Source organism: Kribbella sp. NPDC048928, from assembly GCF_043197975.1.
GTDB lineage: Bacteria > Actinomycetota > Actinomycetes > Propionibacteriales > Kribbellaceae > Kribbella.
Map to the genome: position 1 here is coordinate 1 of NZ_JBICUC010000008.1, position 19559 is coordinate 19559.

At 69.9% G+C, this 19559-nt stretch carries 20 protein-coding genes; 19 read left to right on the plus strand and 1 reads right to left on the minus strand.

Features of this window, described 5'->3' with window-relative positions:
- Positions 1–284: 284 nt before the first annotated feature.
- From ACGFI6_RS30800 to ACGFI6_RS30860, 13 genes are all read left to right on the plus strand, one after another.
- Positions 285–1982 carry a replication-associated recombination protein A gene (locus ACGFI6_RS30800; protein WP_393124721.1) on the plus strand — a complete coding sequence of 566 codons (1698 nt, stop codon included), beginning with the start codon at positions 285–287 and terminating at the stop codon, positions 1980–1982.
- Positions 1979–2287, plus strand: coding sequence for a nuclear transport factor 2 family protein (locus ACGFI6_RS30805; RefSeq protein ID WP_393124723.1), 309 nt, complete (start codon positions 1979–1981; stop codon positions 2285–2287). The genes ACGFI6_RS30800 and ACGFI6_RS30805 overlap by 4 nt, the downstream gene beginning before the upstream one ends.
- Before the next feature lie 103 nt (positions 2288–2390).
- The gene (locus ACGFI6_RS30810) at positions 2391–3005 is read left to right on the plus strand and encodes a hypothetical protein (protein WP_393124725.1); all 615 of its coding nucleotides are present in this window, start codon (positions 2391–2393) and stop codon (positions 3003–3005) included.
- A 295-nt stretch (positions 3006–3300) separates the two neighbouring features.
- Positions 3301–3711, plus strand: a complete 411-nt coding sequence (locus tag ACGFI6_RS30815; protein WP_344187512.1) for a DUF948 domain-containing protein — start codon at positions 3301–3303, stop codon at positions 3709–3711.
- Positions 3708–3944, plus strand: coding sequence for a DUF6167 family protein (locus ACGFI6_RS30820; RefSeq protein WP_393124728.1), 237 nt, complete (start codon positions 3708–3710; stop codon positions 3942–3944). Before ACGFI6_RS30815 ends, ACGFI6_RS30820 begins: the two co-directional genes overlap by 4 nt.
- 5 nt (positions 3945–3949) lie before the next feature.
- A complete protein-coding gene (gene alaS, locus ACGFI6_RS30825; RefSeq protein WP_393124730.1) occupies positions 3950–6619 on the plus strand; it encodes an alanine--tRNA ligase in 2670 nt (889 codons plus the stop codon).
- 17 nt (positions 6620–6636) lie between these two features.
- The gene (gene ruvX / locus ACGFI6_RS30830) at positions 6637–7095 is read left to right on the plus strand and encodes a Holliday junction resolvase RuvX (protein WP_393124732.1); all 459 of its coding nucleotides are present in this window, start codon (positions 6637–6639) and stop codon (positions 7093–7095) included.
- Positions 7092–8300, plus strand: coding sequence for an endolytic transglycosylase MltG (mltG, locus tag ACGFI6_RS30835; RefSeq protein ID WP_393124734.1), 1209 nt, complete (start codon positions 7092–7094; stop codon positions 8298–8300). Before ruvX ends, mltG begins: the two co-directional genes overlap by 4 nt.
- Position 8301: 1 nt before the next feature.
- Positions 8302–9126, plus strand: coding sequence for a shikimate dehydrogenase (locus ACGFI6_RS30840; protein WP_393124736.1), 825 nt, complete (start codon positions 8302–8304; stop codon positions 9124–9126).
- On the plus strand, positions 9113–10663 hold the full coding sequence (locus ACGFI6_RS30845; RefSeq protein WP_393124738.1) for an FAD-binding protein: 1551 nt from the start codon (positions 9113–9115) through the stop codon (positions 10661–10663). Before ACGFI6_RS30840 ends, ACGFI6_RS30845 begins: the two co-directional genes overlap by 14 nt.
- A gap of 14 nt (positions 10664–10677) precedes the next feature.
- Positions 10678–11718 (plus strand): DUF2330 domain-containing protein, encoded by a 1041-nt coding sequence (locus ACGFI6_RS30850; protein ID WP_393124741.1) that lies wholly within the window; start codon positions 10678–10680, stop codon positions 11716–11718.
- An 11-nt stretch (positions 11719–11729) separates the two neighbouring features.
- Positions 11730–12437 carry a prepilin peptidase gene (locus ACGFI6_RS30855; protein WP_393124743.1) on the plus strand — a complete coding sequence of 236 codons (708 nt, stop codon included), beginning with the start codon at positions 11730–11732 and terminating at the stop codon, positions 12435–12437.
- A gap of 90 nt (positions 12438–12527) precedes the next feature.
- The gene (locus ACGFI6_RS30860) at positions 12528–14117 is read left to right on the plus strand and encodes a BBE domain-containing protein (RefSeq protein ID WP_393124745.1); all 1590 of its coding nucleotides are present in this window, start codon (positions 12528–12530) and stop codon (positions 14115–14117) included.
- Here the strand turns inward: ACGFI6_RS30860 and ACGFI6_RS30865 are convergent, their stop codons facing one another.
- The gene (locus ACGFI6_RS30865; protein ID WP_393124747.1) at positions 14118–15233 is read right to left on the minus strand and encodes an ADP-ribosylglycohydrolase family protein; all 1116 of its coding nucleotides are present in this window, start codon (positions 15231–15233) and stop codon (positions 14118–14120) included.
- 125 nt (positions 15234–15358) lie between these two features.
- Between ACGFI6_RS30865 and ACGFI6_RS30870 the strand changes: the two genes are divergently transcribed.
- The 6 genes from ACGFI6_RS30870 to ACGFI6_RS30895 all read left to right on the plus strand — a co-directional run bounded on the left by ACGFI6_RS30870 (position 15359) and on the right by ACGFI6_RS30895 (position 19555).
- Entirely contained in the window at positions 15359–15559 is a 201-nt protein-coding gene (locus ACGFI6_RS30870; RefSeq protein ID WP_393124749.1) for a hypothetical protein, read from the plus strand.
- Between the two features lie 63 nt (positions 15560–15622).
- Positions 15623–16822 (plus strand): chorismate synthase, encoded by a 1200-nt coding sequence (gene aroC, locus ACGFI6_RS30875; RefSeq protein WP_393124751.1) that lies wholly within the window; start codon positions 15623–15625, stop codon positions 16820–16822.
- The gene (locus ACGFI6_RS30880; protein ID WP_393124753.1) at positions 16819–17319 is read left to right on the plus strand and encodes a shikimate kinase; all 501 of its coding nucleotides are present in this window, start codon (positions 16819–16821) and stop codon (positions 17317–17319) included. Before aroC ends, ACGFI6_RS30880 begins: the two co-directional genes overlap by 4 nt.
- Positions 17316–18416, plus strand: a complete 1101-nt coding sequence (aroB, locus tag ACGFI6_RS30885; RefSeq protein WP_393124755.1) for a 3-dehydroquinate synthase — start codon at positions 17316–17318, stop codon at positions 18414–18416. Before ACGFI6_RS30880 ends, aroB begins: the two co-directional genes overlap by 4 nt.
- 10 nt (positions 18417–18426) lie before the next feature.
- On the plus strand, positions 18427–18864 hold the full coding sequence (gene aroQ / locus ACGFI6_RS30890) for a type II 3-dehydroquinate dehydratase (RefSeq protein ID WP_393124757.1): 438 nt from the start codon (positions 18427–18429) through the stop codon (positions 18862–18864).
- A gap of 97 nt (positions 18865–18961) precedes the next feature.
- Positions 18962–19555, plus strand: a complete 594-nt coding sequence (locus ACGFI6_RS30895; protein WP_393124759.1) for a LuxR C-terminal-related transcriptional regulator — start codon at positions 18962–18964, stop codon at positions 19553–19555.
- Positions 19556–19559 lie beyond the last annotated feature (4 nt).

The window sequence follows — 19559 nt, forward strand, 5'->3', positions numbered from 1 at the left end:
GTGGGGTATGGGCTTGGGTGGGACGGGGTGGGGTATGGGCTTGGGTGGGACGGGGTGGGGTATGGGCTTGGGTGGGACGGGGTGGGGTATGGGCTTGGGTGGGACGGGGTGGGGTATGGGCTGTTGGGGGACGGTGTGGGCTTGGGGTGAGACGAAGCGGGGTCTGGGCTTGGGTGGGACGGTGTGGGATGGGGCGGGATGGGTGGGATGTGGGATTGGGGTCGGGGGTCGGTTGGGTGTGGGGGTTGGGGTGGGGTGTCGGTGGGGGTGGTTAGGGTTCTTTTGTGAGTGATGGGTTGTTTGAGCTTCCTGGTGCGCCGGCGCCTGCTCGTGGGGGCGGGAGTTTGGCGGACACGGATCACACTGCGGCGCCGCTGGCTGTGCGGATGCGGCCGCGGAGTCTTGACGAGCTCGTGGGGCAGCAGCATCTGCTGGCGCCGGGTTCGCCGTTGCGTCGGCTGGTGGAGGGCGACCAGCCGATGTCGCTGCTGCTGTGGGGTCCGCCCGGGACCGGGAAGACGACGATCGCGGCGGTGGTGTCGCATCAGACCAACCGGAAGTTCGTCGAGCTGTCGGCGGTGACGGCCGGCGTGAAGGACGTTCGGCAGGTGATCGACGGGGCGCGGCGAGATCTGGCTCGTGCGACCGGGTCTGTTGAGACGGTGCTGTTCATCGACGAGGTGCACCGCTTCACGAAGGCTCAGCAGGACGCGCTGCTGCCGGGCGTCGAGAACCGTTGGGTCACGCTCGTTGCGGCGACCACCGAGAATCCGTTCTTCTCGGTGATCTCGCCGCTGTTGTCGCGCAGCCTGTTGCTGACGCTGGAGTCGCTCACCGACGAGGACATCTCGAGCCTTTTGGACCGCGCGATCGCCGATGAGCGCGGCCTGAACGGTGAGGTCGAGCTGACGCCCGAGGCGCGGGACCACCTGCTTCGGATGGCCGGCGGGGACGCTCGCCGCGCCCTCACCTACCTGGAAGCAGCAGCAGGCGGAGCCCGAGCCAAACAAGACCAAGCCAACAAGTACCGCGAAGCCACCGCACCAAACCCCGCCCCCGGCACAGCCCCAGCCGACGCTGCCCCCGCAGCCGGGTCCGCTGCCGCCGACGCAGATGCCGCTGCCGCCGAGGCAGCGCCAGCTGATACAGCCGCCGCCGGCACAACCCTCGCTGCCGACGCCGTTGCTGCCGCTGCCGACACCGCTGCCGCTGACGCAGCCCCAGCCGACACCGCCGCAGCCCCCGCTGCCGACACCGCCGCAGGCCCCGCTGCCGACACCGCCGCAGCCCCCATTGCCGCTGCCGACGATGCCGCCGACGTGACGAGTGGGGCCGGCGGGCGGGCTGTGGTGGATTTGGTTACTTTGGAATTGGCGGTGGATCGGGCTGCGGTTCGGTACGACCGGGCGGGGGATCAGCATTACGACGTGGCGTCGGCGTTGATCAAGTCGATTCGGGGGTCGGATGTGGACGCCTCGATGCATTACCTGGCGCGGATGATCGAGGCGGGGGAGGACCCGCGGTTCATTGCCCGCCGGCTGGTGATTTCGGCCAGTGAGGACATCGGCATGGGGGATCCGACCGCGCTCGGTGTGGCGGTCGCGGCGGCCGAGGCTGTGCAGCTGATCGGGATGCCGGAAGCGCGCATCAACCTCGCCCAGGCCGTCGTCGCGCTCGCACTTGCACCGAAGTCCAACGCGGTGATCCTCGCCGTCGACGCAGCGATCGCGGACGTGAAGGCCGGCAAAGTCGGCCCGGTTCCGCCCCACCTGCGCGATGCGCACTACTCCGGTGCGAAGAAGCTCGGCCACGGCTCCTCCTACCAGTACTCGCACGACGACCCGCGCGGCGTCCTCCCACAGCAGTACGCGCCGGACGTCATCGACGGCACCGACTACTACAACCCCACCCGCCGCGGCGGTGAAGCGTCGTACGCCGATCGGGTCGCAGCGATCCGCAAGATCCTCCGCAACCGCCGATGAGCCGGACGGCGGACCACGTCGCCGCGTTCAACGAGGCGGTCGTCACCGGCGACTGGGACATGTTCGCGGGCCGTTTCGCCGTCGACGCGACCATGAGTTTCGTACAGGTACCGGTGGGTCCGTACGAAGGTCGGACAGCGATCGCGTCCGCGTACCGGGAGAATCCGCCGGCCGAGACGATGACGCTGCTCGAGGACGACGACGAACGGGCGCGTTTCCGCTGGTCGGGCGGTGGTACCGGCACGATGGAGCTGCGCTGGGCACCGGACGGATCCGTTCAGGCACTGACAGTGAGCTTCGATTGAAGCGCTCGACTGGCTAGGCTGCCTGACGACCTGGGGCGAAAGGTTTGTTGTTGTGAGGCAGTCCGGCCCGCGGCATGTCCGCCGGCGTTTGTCAGTCCTGAAGATGAATGCAGGTGCAGCAGCTCTGGCGCTGCTGGTCGGCGTCCTGTTCCTCGTCCCGTTCGGATCGCACGACCAGCCGACCAGTACCGAGAACGTACAGGCGCCCGCGACGGCGTCGCCGTCGGCGACCGAGCGCACACAGGGTCCGTCGAGATCGAGCGCCCGCCCGGCCCTGCCGGTCGGCAAGCCGCTGGTCCCGATCCCGAGCTGGTCACCGTCGCCGACCCCGAACACACCGCCGCCGATGCTGGCCGCGCCGTCACCACCAAGCACCACCACCGACGCGCCGACCAAGGCACCGACCAAGGCGCCGACCTCGAAGGCGCCCGCCACCAGTACGCCGAAGAGCAAGCCGGCCGCCCCGTCGACGTCTCAGCCAACGACGCCGACCAGCCCGGCCCCGACAAGCCCGGCCCCGACAAGCCCAAGCCCGACCACACCGGCGCCGACGAAACCGTCACCAAGCTCCACCCCCTCAACCACCCCGTCAACGACCCCGTCGCCAACGCCCTCACCCACCCCGTCGCAGACCCCGGCTCCCACCCCCACCGGATCGCCGAGCCCGCCCGCGACCGGCCTTGGCCGCCTACTCGGCGGGATCCTCGGCGCCCTGTAACCGATCCGAACGCCGAAGCCGAACGCCGAGCCGGAGCCGAGCCGAACCGAACCGAACCCACGCCGCTCCGCGAGCCGAACGCCGAGACTGCGACCCCGCCACCACGTGTGATCACGGTGCGCGATCGCGTGGCGCCCGCACGGTGCGTGGTAGTCGGCTCCGGGGGTTTGGTGAGCGACTGTGATGTGCGGGATGGTGTCCTGAGGCGAGTGCGCCAGGGCAGCGCGATAAGGTCGGGCGGTCCACAAAGTTGTGCACTGTCGCACAAGGTCGCTACGGAAGGTGGATCGTTTCCATGAGCGTCGGTGAAGTCGCGGGGCTGATAGCCGCCTGCGCGCTGCTCATCCTGGTGGGCCTGCTGGCCTATCCGATCCTGAAGCTCGGCAAGGTGTTCGACGAGACCCGGATCATGGTGAAGGGCGTCTCCGACTCCAGCGTTCCGCTGCTCGGCGAGGTGACCACGACGGTCGCCACCACCAACGCGCAGCTCGCGAAGGTCGACACGATCACCGACAACGCGACCACCGTGACGACCAACGCGGCCGCGTTGATGTCGCTGTTCTCGGCCACCGCCGGCGGTCCGCTGGTGAAGGCGGCCGCGTTCACGTACGGCGTCCGCCGGGCGCTCGGCGACCAGCAGCGCAAGGACGTGGCGAAGCGCGTCAAGGACGAGATGAAGGCCGAGCGGAAGGCGCGCAAGCGATGAAGCGGATCTTCTGGCTGATCATCGGGATCGCCGTCGGCGTCTACGCCGTCACCAGACTGAAGAAGAAGGCCCAGGTTCTCGCTCCGGAGAGTGTCCAGGAGTCCGCGGCCAAGCTGGCCGCCGCGGTCCGGCACTTCGGCGACCAGGTCCGCGAGGGCATGGCCGAGCGGGAGACCGAGCTGCGCGACGCGCTCGGCATAGAGAACACCAACGATCGTGAGGACTACCGGTAACACCCATGGAAACCAGTGAGATCAGGCGGCGGTTCCTGCAGTACTTCGAGGACCGGGGCCACACCGTGGTGCCGAGCGCACCGCTGCCGTCGCCGGACCCGAACCTGCTGTTCAACGTCGCCGGCATGGCCCAGTTCGTGCCGTACTTCGTCGGTCAGCAGACCCCGCCGTACGCGCGCGCGACCAGCGTGCAGAAGTGTGTGCGGACGCTCGACATCGAAGAGGTCGGCAAGACCACCCGGCACGGAACGTTCTTCCAGATGAACGGCAACTTCTCCTTCGGCGACTACTTCAAGGAAGACGCCGTGAAGTTCGCCTGGGAGCTGGTCACCAAGCCGCAGAACGAGGGCGGCTACGGCTTCGACGAGTCGGTCCTGTACGCCTCGGTGTACTACGAGGACGACGAGGCGATCGACATCTGGAAGCGGGTCGCCGGGCTGCCCGACGACCGGATCGTCCGGCTCGGTATGAAGGACAACTTCTGGTCGATGGGCATCCCGGGTCCGTGCGGCCCGTGCTCGGAGATCCTGATCGACCGCGGCCCGGAGTTCGGCGCGGACCGGGACTGGGAGGCGGGCGACCGCTACCTGGAGTTCTGGAACCTGGTCTTCATGCAGAACGTCCGCGGCGAGGGCGGCGGCAAGGACGGCTATCCGATCCTCGGCGAGCTGCCGAAGAAGAACATCGACACCGGCCTCGGCCTGGAGCGGGTCGCGTACCTGCTGCAGGGCGTCGACAACATGTACGAGATCGACGAGATCTACCCGGTGATCGAGAAGGCGTCCGAGCTCAGCGGCCGCAAGTACGGCGCCGACCACGTCGACGACGTCCGCTTCCGGGTGATCGCGGACCACGTCCGCAGCGCGCTGATGCTGATCGGCGACGGCGTCACCCCGGGCAACGAGCAGGGTGGCTACGTGCTGCGCCGCCTGCTCCGCCGGGCGATCCGTTCGATGCGACTGCTCGGCTACGAGGACCCGAGCCTGGTCGAGCTGCTACCGACCAGCCTCGAGCAGATGAAGAAGTCGTACCCGGAGCTCGTCACCGACTTCGGCCGGATCAGTCAGATCGCGTACGCCGAGGAGGAGGCGTTCCGCCGCACACTCACGGCCGGTACGACGATCTTCGACGTTGCGGTGAAGGACACCAAGGCGAGCGGTGCGCACCAGCTCGAGGGCGCGAAGGCGTTCCAGCTGCACGACACGTACGGCTTCCCGATCGACCTGACCGTGGAGATGGCGGCCGAGCAGGGCCTGAACGTCGACACCGAGGGCTTCCGCTCCTTGATGAAGGAGCAGCGCGAGCGGGCCAAGGCCGACGCGCGCGCGAAGAAGGCCGGCCACGCGGACACCTCCGGCTACCGGGAGCTGCGCGAGAAGGGCGTCACCGAGTTCACCGGCTACCAGGAGCTGTCCAGCGACTCGCAGGTCCGCGGGCTGCTGCGTGACGGTACGGTCGCGCAGTTCGCGGAGCAGGGCGAGACCGTCGAGGTCGTCTTGGAGAAGACCCCGTTCTACGCCGAGTCCGGCGGCCAGATCGCCGACGAGGGCCTGATCGTCGGCGACGGCCTGCGGCTCAAGGTGCTGGACGTGCAGCGCCCGGTGAAGGGCCTGATCGTGCACCGGGTCGAGATCCTCGAGGGCGTGCTGCGTCCCGGGTCCGACGTGCACGCGCAGGTCGACCACGAGTGGCGGGTCTCGGCCTGCCAGGCGCACTCCGGTACGCACGTGGTGCACGCCGCCCTGCGCCAGGTGCTCGGCCCGAACGCGTTGCAGAGCGGTTCGTACAACAAGCCCGGCTACCTGCGCCTCGACTTCGCCTGGTCGTCGGCGCTCGACCCGGCCACCCGGTCCGAGATCGAAGAGGTCGCGAACCTCGCCGTCCGCCAGGACCTCGCGGTCTCCGCGCAGTACATGTCGCTGCCCGAGGCGCGGGAGTGGGGTGCGCTGGCACTGTTCGGGGAGACGTACGACGAGCAGGTCCGGGTGGTCGAGATCGGCGGACCGTGGTCCCGCGAGCTCTGCGGTGGTACGCACGTGAAGCACTCCTCGCAGGTCGGCGCGCTCGCCGTCACCGGTGAGTCCTCGGTCGGCGCCGGTGTCCGGCGGATCGAGGCGTTCGTCGGCATGGAGGCGCTGCACTACCTGGGCAAGGAGCGGGCCCTGGTCCGGCTGCTCAGCGAGAACCTGAAGACCCGCCCGGAGGAGCTGCCCGCCAAGGTCGCGGACCTGTCGGAGCGGCTGCGCGCGGCGGAGAAGGAGCTCGAGCGCGTCCGCGCGGCGCAGGTCCTGGAGGCCGGCGCCGACCTGGCCAAGAACGCGAAGGACGTGTTCGGCGTGCAGTACGTCGGCCACCGTGCACCGGACGGTGTGAACGGCGGCGACCTGCGCAAGCTGGCGCTCGACGTGCGCGGCCGGATGGGGAACGAGAAGCCTTCCGTGGTCGCGGTCCTGAGCGTGAACGACGGCAAGCCCGGCGTGGTGGTCGCCCTCAACGACACCGCCCGCGAATGGCGGCTGAAGGCCGGGGACCTGGTCCGGATCGCGGCCGAGAAGGTCGGCGGCCGGGGCGGCGGCAAGGACGACGTCGCGCAGGGTGGCGGCACGGATGCGGCCGGCGCCGACGACGCGCTGAGCGCCGTGGAGCACGCCATCGGTCACCAGGTCACCGGCTGACCCATGGAGTTTCGCTGATGAGACGAGGCGTGCGGATCGCGCTGGACATCGGTGACGCCCGGATCGGCGTCGCCACCAGCGATCCGCACGGCATCCTCGCCACGCCTGTGGAGACGGTCCGCCGTGGACCGGGCGATCTGGGTAGGATCGCCGCACTCGCCGCCGAACTGGAGGCGTTCGAGATCGTGGTCGGGCTGCCGCGTTCCCTGTCCGGGGGCGAAGGGCCGGCCGCGGTGAAGATCCGGGAGACGGCGAAGCAGGTGCTGGACAAGGTGCGTGAGACGAACGCGGGGACGGCGATGCGGCTGGTGGACGAGCGGTTCACCACCGTCACCGCCGAACGGATGTTGCGGGAACGGGGAAAGAAGGGCTCCAAGCGGCGTGCTGTGGTCGATCAGGCCGCGGCGGTCGTGATTCTCCAGCATGCGCTCGACCTCGAGCGTGAGACCGGCAACCCACCCGGGAGGCCCCTGTGAACGGACCATCGGTGGACCAAGACGTGAACGAGGGCGAGGAACAGCAGACCGGCGATCTCGGCGCCGGCCTCGGGCTGCGGGCGGAGAGCCGTGTCGAGCGCCGCGCCAGCCGGCGCCGGGCGCGCGGCCGCCGGGCGTTCGGCTGCTTCGCGGGCCTGATCTCGCTGCTGGTCGTCGGGGCGATCGTGGCCGGTGCTGTGGTCGGCTTCGGCAAGGGCAAGGACGCGCTGGCCGGCGTGTTCTCCGCACCGGACTATGAAGGACAGGGCACCGGCACCGTCCAGGTGGAGATCACCAACGGGCAGGGCAGCGCGTCGATCGCGGACACCCTGGAGAAGAAGGAAGTCGTGAAGAGCGCCCGCGCCTTCGAGCGGGTCGCCCGCGACGATCCGCGGGCACTGCAGATCCAGGCCGCCACCTACACGCTGCGCAAGCACATGTCGGCGAAGGCCGCGCTCGACCTGATGCTGAACACGGCCGAGTCGGTCAAGATCGCGCGGATCAGTGTCGCGGCAGGCAAGACCAAGGCCGAGGTCACCCTGATCCTGCAGGGTTCGAAGATGAAGCTCCCGGCCGGTGCGGCCGCGACCGCGATGGGCAAGACGGCGCTGCTCGGCCTGCCGAAGTACGCGCACGCCAACGCCGAGGGCTTCCTGTTCCCCGGGACGTACGACGTGCCGAAGAACGCGAACGCGTACACGATGATCAAGCTGATGACGGCCAACTACGCGAAGGCGGCCGCCTCGCTGAACCTGGAGAACAGCGCGACCCACAAGGGCCTGGACCCGTACCAGGCGGTGATCGTGGCGAGCATCATCGGCGCCGAGACCAACCGCAAGGAGGACTACCCGAAGGTCGCGCGGGTCATCTACAACCGCTTGGCCGCCGGGATGTACCTCGGGATGGACTCGACGATCCACTACGTGGTCGGCAAGGACGGCGGCGTCTTCACCTCGAAGGAACAGCGTGAGAACCCGTCGAAGTACAACACCTACAACCACAAGGGCCTGCCGCCGACGCCGATCAACTCGCCGACGCGGGACGAGCTGAGCGCGGCGATCAACCCGGCCCAGGGCTCCTGGCTGTACTTCACCCTGGTCAACCTGGACACCGGCGAGACCGCCTTCGCCACCACGTACAGCGAGCACCAGGCGAACGTGAAGAAGCTCCAGGCCTGGTGCCAGGCCCACAAAGGCCGGTGCTGACTTGACCCGGTGTGCGGTCCTCGGTTCGCCGATCGGGCATTCGTTGTCGCCGGCGATGCATCGGGCTGCGTACGCGGCGCTCGGGCTGGACTGGACGTACGAGGCGTTCGAGGTCGAGGAGGACGAGCTGCGCGGCTTCGTCGCGACGCTCGGCGACGACGTCCGCGGGCTGTCGCTGACGATGCCGTTGAAGCGGGTCGCGCTCGACCTGGCCGACACGGTCGACCCGGTTGCGGAGCTGATCGGCGCGGCGAACACGATGATCTTCGAGCCGGACGGCTCCCGCGCGGTCTACAACACCGACGTACCGGGATTGGTGAACGCGTTCGCCGAGCAGGGGATCACGGCCGCCGAGAGCGCCGTCGTCCTCGGTGGTGGCGCGACCGCCGCGTCGACGCTGGCGGCGCTGCGCGGGATGCAGGTCCGCGAGGTGACCGTCGTCGTCCGGGAGATCGCGAAGGCCGAGCGGCTCCGGGACCTGGCGGCGGAGCTCGGACTCCGGGTGTCGGTGGCGGACTTCTCCCAGGTCGAGCAGATCGGCGGCTTCGACCTGTGCGTGTCGACGCTGCCGGGCGGTGCGGTGGACCCGTGGGCGGAGCACTTCGCCGGTGTCGCGCCGGTGGTGTTCGACGTCGCGTACCACCCGTGGCCGACCCGGCTCGCGATCGCGGCGCACCGGATCGGTACAGAGCTGTTGAACGGACTTGACCTGCTCGTGCATCAGGCGACCCTCCAGGTGGAGATGATGACGGGGAGGTCGCCGGCTCCTCTGGCGGCCATGCGGACGGCTGCGCGTGAGGAGTTGGGGGATCGTGAGCCTGCTTGATCGCCGTACGGTACTGATCGCCGGTGGCGCGGCTGCCGCGGCCACGATCGCGGGTTGCGGCGACGCGAAGAAGGACGCCGGCAGTACTCCCAGCCCGTCCCAGACGCCCGCGCCGACATCGACCTCTGCGGCGCCGAGCACTCCGCCGCCCACGGAGGCGAGCAGCACTCCGCCCACGAAGCCGAGTGCCACCACGGCACCGCCGCCCAGCGCGCCGAACTGGAACACCCTCGCGAAGTCCCTGAAGGGCAAGCTGTACCTCGCCTCGACCTCCGGCTACGCCGCCGCGCACCAGCTGTTCAACCCGCGCTGGGACAGCGTCCGCCCGACCGCCGTCGTGAAGGCCGCGGCAGCCGCGGACGTCCAGCAGGCGATCGACTTCGCCCGCACTCACAAGCTCGTCCTGGTGCCGAAGAGCGGCGGCCACTCGTACGTCGGCGCATCGACGATCGCGAACGGCGTCCAGGTCGACCTCAGCGGCCTCAAGACCATGAGCTACTCCAACGGCGTCCTCACCGTCGGTGCCGGCGCGCGACTGTACGACGTGCACGCGTTCCTCGACCGGTACGGGCGCTCACTGCCGACCGGCACCTGCCCGACCGTCGGCGTCGCCGGCCTCACGCTCGGCGGCGGGATGGGCGTCCACACCCGGACGTACGGTCTGACCTGCGACCGGGTCGTCGGGATGGGCGTGGTCACCGCGGACGGCAAGGCACACAACGTCAGCGCGAGTTCGGACTCCGACCTGTTCGCGGCGCTGCGCGGCAGCGGTGGCGGCAACCTCGGCGTGGTCACGTCGTTCCAGTTCGCCACCATCCCGGCGACCAAGCTGGGGTTCTTCCGGCTGACCTGGCCGGAGTCGCAGGCGGCGGCGGTGGTCCGCGGCTGGCAGAAGTTCGCGCAGACCGCGGCGGCGACGTCCTGGGGCAACCTGCACATCGATGCCAAGAGCAACGGAACGCTGTCGATCCATGTGCTCGGCGTCTCCACGACCGGCAACGCGAGCGCGGCGGCCGCACAGCTCGAGTCGTTCGTCGGGTCGAAGGCGTCGGCGCGGACGATCTCGGTGAAGTCGCATCTGGAGGCCGTGAAGTACCTCGGTGGCGGTACGACGAGCCCGCGCCAGGGCTTCCTGGCCGGTTCCGACGTACTCAAGGGTCCGATGGACGCGACCACGATCACCGGGCTGCTCGGCGCCGTGAAGTCGGCCGCGCGGGCCGGGACGGCGGCGTCGGCGATCCTCGACCCGCTCGGCGGCCAGGCCGCGAAGCAGCCGGACGGCGGTTCGTCCTGGCCCTGGCGGAGCGCCCTGGGGGTCATCCAGTGGTACTCCTCCGCGCAGAACAGCGGCGCCAAGACCTTCATCGCGAACGGCCACAGCGCCGTCCGCGCAGCCTCTGCGGGCGGCTACGTGAACTACCTCGAGTCCGGCCGGGCGGTCAGTTCGTACTACGGCGGCAGCGCCGCGAAACTGCACGCTGCGAAGCAGAAATACGACCCGACGAACTTCTTTCACACCTCGTACACCTTCGGCTAGCTAGTGTTCGGCCCGTGAAGCTTTGGCGGGTGGTCGCGGGTGTGCTGGCGGTCGGGTTCGTTGCGGCCGGTGTGACACCTGCCTGGGCGTGTGCGTGCGGCGGTTACCTGCCGGACGCGCAGTCGCACGCTCGGGTGTACGGCGAGAACGCGCTGGTCCGGCATACAGGTGGCACCGAGCAGATCACGTTGTCGATGGGCGTCAACGGGACGTCGAAGAAGGCTGCCTGGATCATGCCGGTGCCGTCCGCGGCCAAGGTCGAGCTGGGCGACACGCAGCTGTTCTACCGGCTCGGGCAGCTGACGAAGCCGAAGCGCGTCGTGCGCAAGACGTACTGGCCGTTCCGGAACCTCGGGATCATGGCCGGCTCCGGCGACCGGGCCGCCGCGGGCGCGCCCGGGTCAGGAGTGGACGTCCGGCAGCAGATGGTGCTCGGGCCGTTCGCGGTCACGCGGCTGAGCGGCACGAGCGGTACGGCGGTGACCGACTGGCTGCGTACGAACGGCTACGTCGTCCCGGCGACCCTGGCCGCGAACCTGACGCCGTACCTGACCGAGAAGTGGGAGATCGTCGCGGTCAAGCTCGCGCCGAAGCGGACCGGCGACAGCCTGTACGGCGCGACCCCGCCGCTGCGGCTGACGTTCGCGTCCGAGCGGATCGTGTACCCGATGCGGCTCAGCAAGGGCGCGACCACCGCCCAGACTGTGACCGTGTACGTCGCAGCCGAGCATCGCGTCGACGCGACGACCGTTCCGTACGAGGGCGTCAAGCCGGAGCTGTTGTTCGCGGGCCGGGTCGAGGACGATGCGCTGGCGCAGCCCGCCGACTACCTGACCGCCTACACCGCGACGTACAGCGATCCGAGCCGGATCACGAACGACTTCACGTTCCAGCCGGCCGCGAACGACGACCCGTACCAGCGGATCACCTACGTCACCGTCAACGACGGCTTCTGGAGCACGATCGCGATGCTCTTCGGCGGCGTACTCCTGCTAGGCGTCGGCGCCGCAGTGCTCGCACGGGTACTCGTCAGGCGGGCAGCCGCAAGACGCTAGGCTGCACGATCGTGCCGGCTGAGAACGCTTTGCTCGCTGCCGGGATCGGTGCGGTCGCCTGCGGTCCAGCGGCGTACGTCCTCGGTCCCTGGCTGCTGCGGCGCATTCCCGAGCCGGTCCTGGACGAGGGCGAGACCAAGACGCTGTACGTCTCGCTCGCCGGTCGGCGCGCTGCGTACTGGTGTGGTGGTCTCGCGGCGATCGCGGGTGCCTTGCTGGGCTGGCTGGTCGGCCTGGACGCAGTACTCCCCGTGTGGCTCGTGCTCGCGGTGGCGGGCGCGGTGCTCGGCTACATCGACGCGCGGACGCGGTTCCTGCCTTCGGTGATCATCTGGCCGATGTACGCCCTCGTCGCCGTAGGGCTCGTGGTGGCGGCGCTGGCCACGGGGGAGTGGGGCTCGCTGCGGCGGGCGGCGATCGCCGGCGCGATCGGGTTCGGGGTGTTCTACGTGCTGTGGTTCGCGTTCCCGCGCGGCGTCGGCTTCGGCGACGTACGGCTGTCCGGGCTGCTCGGTCTGGCGTTGGGCTGGCTCGGCTGGGGACAGTTCGTGTCCGGTCTGTACGGCGGGTTCTTCCTCGGCGCGGTGGTCGGGATCGCGCTGATCGTCGGCCGGGTGATGACGCGCAAGCAGATGGTCCCGTTCGGGCCGTTCATGCTGGTCGGGGCGCTCGGCGGCGTCCTGCTCGGTGCGCCGCTGGAGAGGTTGTACGCCGGATAGCTGAGCCGTGGACTCCACCAGATGGTTGATGTGCACGGACGGCCGCGCTTCCTAGGGTCGAGGTATTCGAACTCTCGGGAGGGAATCTCTATGCCAGTCAGTCGTCGTGGTCTCCTGGCCGGTACCGCAGTCGCCGGTGCCGCGCTCGCAGTTCCCGGTACGGCCTCCGCCGCGCCGGTCGCTGCGAGCACCAGTGGCCCGAAGATCGGCCCGAACGACCAGCGCTATCAAGACCTCGTGCAGCGCGGGCAGAACCGGCGCTTCGTCGGCACGCCCGACTATGTGCGTGTGATCCGCTCGACCGATGACGCCGTCGACGCCGTGCAGGGCGCGGTCCGCGGCGGCAAGCGGATCGCGGTCCGCGGGGGCGGGCACTGCTTCGAGGACTTCGTGGACAGCAGCGACATCGAGGTCGTGCTGGACATGTCGGCGAACACTGCGATCACCTGGGACCCGCGGTACCGGGCCTTCTCGATCGGCTCCGGCGCGATCCTCGAGAACGTCTACAAGGAGCTGTTCTTCGGCTGGGGCCTGACCGTGCCGGCCGGCGGCTGTCTCGGCGTCGGCGTCGGCGGTCACTTCAGCGGCGGCGGGTACGGGCCGCTGTCGCGCAAGTACGGCTCGGTCGTCGACCACCTGTACGGCGTGGAGATCGTGGTTGTCGACGCGCACGGCCGCGCCCGATCCCTGGTGGCGACCCGCGACAACGCGCACCGCGACCTGTGGTGGGCGCACACCGGTGGCGGTGGCGGCAACTTCGGCGTCGTCACCCGGTACCTGATGCGTACCAACGGATCGACCGGCCGGACGCCGGAGGACTCGTTGCCCAAGGCACCGGCCGCGCTGCGGTCGAGCATCCTGGTGTACGACTGGAAGACCACGACCCAGGCAACGTTCACCCGGACCGTGCGGAACTGGTTCAACTTCTTCGAGCAGCACAACACCGCCGACTCGCCGTACGCGACGCTGTACGCGCCGTTCATCTTCACCCACTCGTCGGCCGGGCAGTACCTGCTCTCCACCCAGATCGACGCCGCCGCGCCGAACTCGGAGCAGCTGATGAACGCGTTCAACGCCGCGATCGTGGCCGGCGTGGACCCGAAACCGCAGACCATCGACGCCGGGGTCGGGCCGTTCCTGCACACCACGATGAACCGCTCGATCGGCGAGACCGCCACGCCGGGCCGCGGCAAGTACAAGGCCGGGTACCTGAAGAAGGGCTACACCGACGAGCAGATCGCGGCGCTGTACCGCGGGCTGACCGACACGACGTACACCGGGCCGGAGTCTTCGGTCCTGCTCGTCCCGTACGGCGGGAAGGTCAACACCGTCCCGTCGGACGCCACGGCCGCCGCGCAGCGGGACGTGGTCGCGAAGATGGTGCTGAGCGCGTCCTGGACCTCCGAGGCCGACGACGCGAAGCACATCGCCTGGGCCCGCAAGGTGTACGCCGACGTGTACCGCGACACCGGCGGCGTACCGGCACCGAACGCGACCAACGCCGGGTCGTACATCAACTACCCGGACGTGGATCTCGCGGATCCGGAGTACAACAAGTCCGGCGTGCCGTGGCACGACCTGTACTACCTGGGCAACTATCCCCGGCTGCAGCAGATCAAGGCGAAGTGGGACCCGCGCAACGTGTTCCACCACAAGTTGTCGATCGAGGCGGCCAAGTAGTCACCATCCCGGGTAGCGCTGCGTCCACTCGGTGTGGGGCCCGTAGTCCCCGTGCAGGCGCTTGCTCTGGGTGAACTCCAGAGCGAAGTCGTCGGCGAGTTGCAGCATCACCGAACGGCCCTCGACGGTGAAGACAAGCTCTGCGGGGAGAGCCGTCTCACCGTGCAGGGCGCCGAGCAGGTTGCCGCAGATCGCGCCGGTCGAGTCGCTGTCGCCGGAGTGCGTGACGGCCAGCGCGAGGGCGTCCAGGAACTGGTCCGGGCCTGGGTAGGCGAGGGCGGCGTAGACGGCGATCGCGAGCGCCTCCTCGGCGATCCAGCCGCCGCCGAGGCGCTCGACCGTCACCGGGCCGGCCGGCGCGGTTGCGGCCAGCTGCCTGGCGAGGGTGAGCGCCGTACTGGTCTCCTCGTGACCCTCGTGCTGGACCAGAACCTCGGTGGCGCGGCTGATCGCCTCGTCTAGGCCGGCGCCGTCGCAGAGCGCGTGGACGATCGCGGCCAGCGTGCCGGACGCGAGTTTGCCGGTCGGATGGCCGTGCGTGTACCCGGCGGCCTCCGCGGCCGAGTCGAAGACCCACTCCGTCGGGAACCGCTGCGGCAGCAGCCCGAACGGCGCCACCCGCATGACGCCGCCGCAGCCCTTGGAGTCGTTGACCGCCTGCGCGCCGAACTGTGGGATCTTCGCCGCGCCCTTCCGCGCTTCGGTGAGCGCGGTCAGGCAGGTGTTGCCGGGTGCGCGGCGGGCGTACAGCCACTGCTCGCGCTGCAGCCACCCGTCCCGCTCACCGCTTGGCCGCGGCAGCGTCTGCGTGTCCAGCCAGCGGTCGTACGCATGCTGGACAACAGCCACGGTGAACCCGAGGCCGCGGTCCGTCCGGACGTTCCCGCGGATCAGCCCCTCGAGGGTGAACAGCGTCATCTGGGTGTCGTCGGTGACCGTTCCCGCCGGCCAGCCCGCCCCACCCGGGACGAAGGTGCGCAGCCCGTCCGGGTGCTTCGCGACGATCGACCGGCCGTCGTCGAACTCCACCGGCCCGCCCAGCGCGTCCCCGATCGCCCCGCCCAGCAGGCACCCCCGCACCCGCCCCCGCCACGTCTCCTCTTCCCGCCGTGTCATGCGAGGACCCTATCGATGGTGGTGCCAGCGCTACCTCGAAGACGGGATCTGGCGCCAGTTCGCGCGGCGCTTTCCGGTCATACGGTCGTTAGTACAACGGCAACCAATCGTTCGAGGAGCATCCGATGACCCCCGCATTCCGTCGTACCGCCGGGCGCCTGGCCGCGGCGGCCCTCGCCACGACCGCGCTGACCGGCGCCGCGATCGCCGGTGGTCAGGCGGCCGATGCCAGCACCAGCTGCGACAAGTCCGCGATCGTCAAGACCTTCAATGCCGTCCTGACCGTCCGCACCGGCTCCACCCAGGACACCAACACCTGCCACTGACCCGGTACCGCTCAGTCTGAGACCGCTGTCTGGGACCTGGGACAGCCGTGGAAGAATCGGGGCATGCTGCGCTGGCTTACCGCCGGCGAGTCGCACGGACAAGCGCTCGTCGCCGTACTTGAAGGTCTTCCCGCCGGGGTCGAGGTCACGACTGATGACGTGGCCGACGCCCTGGCCCGTCGTCGGCTGGGCTACGGCCGCGGCGCCCGGATGAAGTTCGAGCGGGACGAGGTGACGTTCGTCGGCGGCTTCCGGCACGGGCTGACGCTCGGCAGCCCGGTCGCCATCCAGGTCGGCAACACCGAGTGGCCCAAGTGGGAGCAGGTGATGAGCGCCGACCCGGTCGACGCCGACACGCTCGCCGGCCTCGCCCGCAACGCCCCGCTTACCCGCCCGCGACCCGGTCACGCCGACCTCGCGGGCATGCAGAAGTACGGGTTCGACGAGGCCCGCCCGGTGCTCGAGCGGGCCAGCGCCCGCGAGACTGCGGCCCGGGTCGCGCTCGGCGAGGTCGCGTCCCGCTTCCTGCGCCAGGCGTACGGCGTGACCATCGTCAGCCACGTGGTCGAGCTCGGCACGGTCAAGGCGCCGTACGGCGTGATCCCGGCGGCCGGCGATGTCGCGCGGCTCGACGAGGACCCGGTCCGCTGCCTGGACCCGGACGCGAGCAAGCAGATGGTCGCCGAGATCGACGCCGCCCAGAAGGCCGGTGACACGCTCGGCGGTGTCGTCGAGGTGGTCGTCGACGGCCTGCCGCCGGGGCTCGGCAGCTACGTGCACTGGGACCGCCGCCTCGACTCGAAGCTGGCCGGCGCGCTGATGGGCATCCAGGCGATCAAGGGTGTCGAGCTCGGTGACGGCTTCGAGCTGGCCCGGACGCCGGGTTCGAAGGCGCACGACGAGATCGTCGCCGAGGACGGTGTGGTCCGTCGGACCAGCGGCCGCTCGGGCGGTACCGAGGGCGGCATGAGCACTGGTGAGACGCTCCGGGTGCGCGCCGCGATGAAGCCGATCGCGACCGTTCCGCGCGCGCTCCGCACGATCGACACCGCGACCGGCGAGGCCACGGCCGCGCACCACCAGCGTTCGGACGTCTGTGCCGTACCGGCCGCCGGCATCGTCGCGGAGGCGATGGTCGCGCTGGTGCTGGCAGAGGTCGCGCTGGAGAAGTTCGGCGGCGATTCGGTCACCGAGACTGCGCGCAACCACCAGTCGTACCTGGCGAACCTGCCGTCGACGATCACCCCGAGGGAGTGGGAGTGAGCCCGGTCGTCGTCCTGGTCGGCCCGCCCGGATCGGGCAAGTCCACGATCGCCGCGGTGCTGTCGAAGCGCCTCGGCGTCGAGCACCGAGACACCGACACCGACATCGAGGCGAGTGCCGGCAAGCCGATCTCCGAGATCTTCGTCGACGAGGGCGAGCCGCACTTCCGCAGGTTGGAGCGGGCCGCGATCGTCGAGGCGCTGAAGGGTGACGGCCAGGTGCTGTCGCTCGGCGGCGGTGCGATCCTGGACGCGGCGACCCGCGCCGACCTCGCCGGCCAGACGGTCGTCTTCCTGGACGTCAGCCTCGGCGAGGCATCCAAGCGCGTCGGCCTGAGCGTCGCCCGGCCGCTGCTGTTCGGCAACGTCCGCACCCAGCTCCGCAACCTGATGGAAGCACGTCGCCCCTTGTACTCCGAGGTCGCCAAGCTGACCGTGACCACGGACAACAGGACCCCGGACGAGATCGCCGACGAAATCCTGGAGCACCTCGGATGACCGGCAAGCCCACCAGGATCAGGGTTGCGGCAGCGGCTCCGTACGACGTTGTGATCGGCAACAACCTGCTCGGCGAGCTGCCGGCGCTGCTCGGCGACGGGGTACAGCGGGTCGCGGTGGTGCATCCGCGCGCGCTCCGCGAGACCGGCGACGCGATCCGCGACGACCTGACCGCGTCCGGCTTCACCGCGCACGCGATCGAGATCCCGGACGCCGAGGAGGCCAAGACCGCCGACGTGCTGGCGTACTGCTGGTCGGTCCTCGGACAGGCCGGCTTCACCCGTTCGGACGCGCTCGTCAGCGTCGGCGGCGGGACCACCACGGACCTGGCCGGCTTCGTTGCGGCGACCTGGCTGCGCGGCGTGAAGGTCGTGCACATCCCGACCACATTGCTCGGCATGGTCGACGCGGCCGTCGGTGGCAAGACCGGCATCAACACCGCCGAGGGCAAGAACCTGGTCGGTGCTTTCTGGGAGCCGGCCGGCGTGCTGTGCGACCTCGCCGCGCTCGTGAGCCTGCCGCCGAACGACTACGTCAGCGGCCTCGCCGAGGTCGTGAAGTGCGGTTTCATCGCCGACCCGGTGATCCTCGACCTGGTCGAGAAGGATCCGGCCGCGGTCCGGAGCCCGTCGTACGGCGCGACCGAGGAGCTGATCGCCCGCTCGATCCAGGTGAAGGCCGACACCGTCGGCGCCGACCTGCGCGAGCGGACCACCACCGCCGGCGGCCGGATCGGGCGTGAGGCGCTGAACTACGGGCACACCCTCGGCCACGCGATCGAGCGCCTCGAGCGGTACAAGTGGCGGCACGGCGCCGCGATCAGCATCGGGATGGTGTTCGTCGCCGAGCTCGCCCGGGCCGCGGGCCGCCTGGACGACGCGACCGCCGACCGGCACCGCGCGGTGCTGGAGTCGCTGGGGCTGCCGGTCAGCTACCGCGCGGACGCCTGGCCGCACCTGCAGGACGCCATGAAGCTCGACAAGAAGACCCGCGCCGACCGGCTCCGGTTCGTGATCCTGGACGGTCTGGCGAAGCCGACCATTCTCGAGGCCCCGGACCCCGGCCTGCTGATCGCGGCCTACGGCGAGATCGGTTAGGTTCTGGAGCGTGAGCAAGCGAGTGCTGGTACTGAACGGGCCGAACCTCGGGCGGCTGGGATCGCGGGAGCCGGAGAAGTACGGCACGACGACGTTCGCCGAGCTGGTCGGGGTCTGCGAGAAGACTGCCGCCGAGCTCGGCCTGGAGGTCGAGGTCCGGCAGACCGACGACGAGACCGAGCTGGTGCACTGGCTGCATGAGGCGGCCGACGCCCGGACGCCCGTCGTACTGAATCCGGCCGCCTTCACCCACTACTCGTACTCGCTGCGGGACGCGATCGCGCAGCGGACCGCGCCGCTGATCGAGATCCACCTGACCAACCCGGCCACCCGTGAGGACTTCCGGCACACCAGCGTCGTGGCCGGCGTCGCGACCGGCACGATCGCCGGTTTCGGCCTCGACTCGTACCGGCTCGCGCTCCGCGCCCTCATCACGCTCGAATCCTGACGCCGTAATTACTGCCCCGAATCCATAACCAAAGTGCCCGATCGGGCATCAGGTCAGTGTGGGCAGCATTCAGAACGCTCGGCGTTGGGGGACAAGGATGACTATTCCGGTCTGGGTGAAGGCGCTCGATCCGTTGTCGCAGTTCGGCCTGGTGCACGCGCTCGGGCAGCGTCCGGAGATCCTGCTGGCCGACGATCCGGACGCGGCCGCGGTCGCGCTGATCGCGGTCGACTCGCTCGACTCCGGCGCTGTCCAGGTCCTGCGGTCGGCGACCCAGCGCGGGTGCCGCCGGATCGTGCTGATCGGCAGCGCGATCGACGACGACGCGCTGATGACCGCGGTCGGGCTGGGCGTCTGCGGCGTGCTGCGTCGTACCGAGGCGACACCTGACCGGATCGTGCACCTGGTACGGGCCGCGGCCGCCGGTGACGGCAACCTGCCGACGGATCTCCTCGGCCGCCTGCTCGGGCAGCCGTCGAGCGTGCGGAGGCTGCCGCACTCCAGCCTGTCCGACCGCGAGACCCAGGTCCTGCGCCTCGTTGCCGACGGCAAGGACACGCAGGAGATCGCCCGTGAGCTGTCCTACTCCGAACGGACCGTCAAGAACGTCCTGCACGACGTGACGAGTCGCCTGCAGCTCCGGAACCGCTCCCACGCGGTCGCCTACGCGCTCCGCCAGGGCCTGATCTGAATCG

What these genes read in the sequence shown, in the direction of transcription:
- alaS (WP_393124730.1), top strand. Translation starts at nt 3,950, where the DNA reads ATGGAAACCAGTGAGATCAGGCGGCGGTTCCTGCAGTACTTCGAGGAC.
- ACGFI6_RS30815 (WP_344187512.1), top strand. Translation starts at nt 3,301, where the DNA reads ATGAGCGTCGGTGAAGTCGCGGGGCTGATAGCCGCCTGCGCGCTGCTC.
- ACGFI6_RS30805 (WP_393124723.1), top strand. Translation starts at nt 1,979, where the DNA reads ATGAGCCGGACGGCGGACCACGTCGCCGCGTTCAACGAGGCGGTCGTC.
- ACGFI6_RS30870 (WP_393124749.1), top strand. Translation starts at nt 15,359, where the DNA reads ATGACCCCCGCATTCCGTCGTACCGCCGGGCGCCTGGCCGCGGCGGCC.
- aroC (WP_393124751.1), top strand. Translation starts at nt 15,623, where the DNA reads ATGCTGCGCTGGCTTACCGCCGGCGAGTCGCACGGACAAGCGCTCGTC.
- ACGFI6_RS30860 (WP_393124745.1), top strand. Translation starts at nt 12,528, where the DNA reads ATGCCAGTCAGTCGTCGTGGTCTCCTGGCCGGTACCGCAGTCGCCGGT.
- ACGFI6_RS30865 (WP_393124747.1), bottom strand. Translation starts at nt 15,233, where the DNA reads ATGACACGGCGGGAAGAGGAGACGTGGCGGGGGCGGGTGCGGGGGTGC.
- ACGFI6_RS30820 (WP_393124728.1), top strand. Translation starts at nt 3,708, where the DNA reads ATGAAGCGGATCTTCTGGCTGATCATCGGGATCGCCGTCGGCGTCTAC.
- ACGFI6_RS30810 (WP_393124725.1), top strand. Translation starts at nt 2,391, where the DNA reads ATGAATGCAGGTGCAGCAGCTCTGGCGCTGCTGGTCGGCGTCCTGTTC.
- ACGFI6_RS30895 (WP_393124759.1), top strand. Translation starts at nt 18,962, where the DNA reads ATGACTATTCCGGTCTGGGTGAAGGCGCTCGATCCGTTGTCGCAGTTC.
- aroB (WP_393124755.1), top strand. Translation starts at nt 17,316, where the DNA reads ATGACCGGCAAGCCCACCAGGATCAGGGTTGCGGCAGCGGCTCCGTAC.
- ruvX (WP_393124732.1), top strand. Translation starts at nt 6,637, where the DNA reads ATGAGACGAGGCGTGCGGATCGCGCTGGACATCGGTGACGCCCGGATC.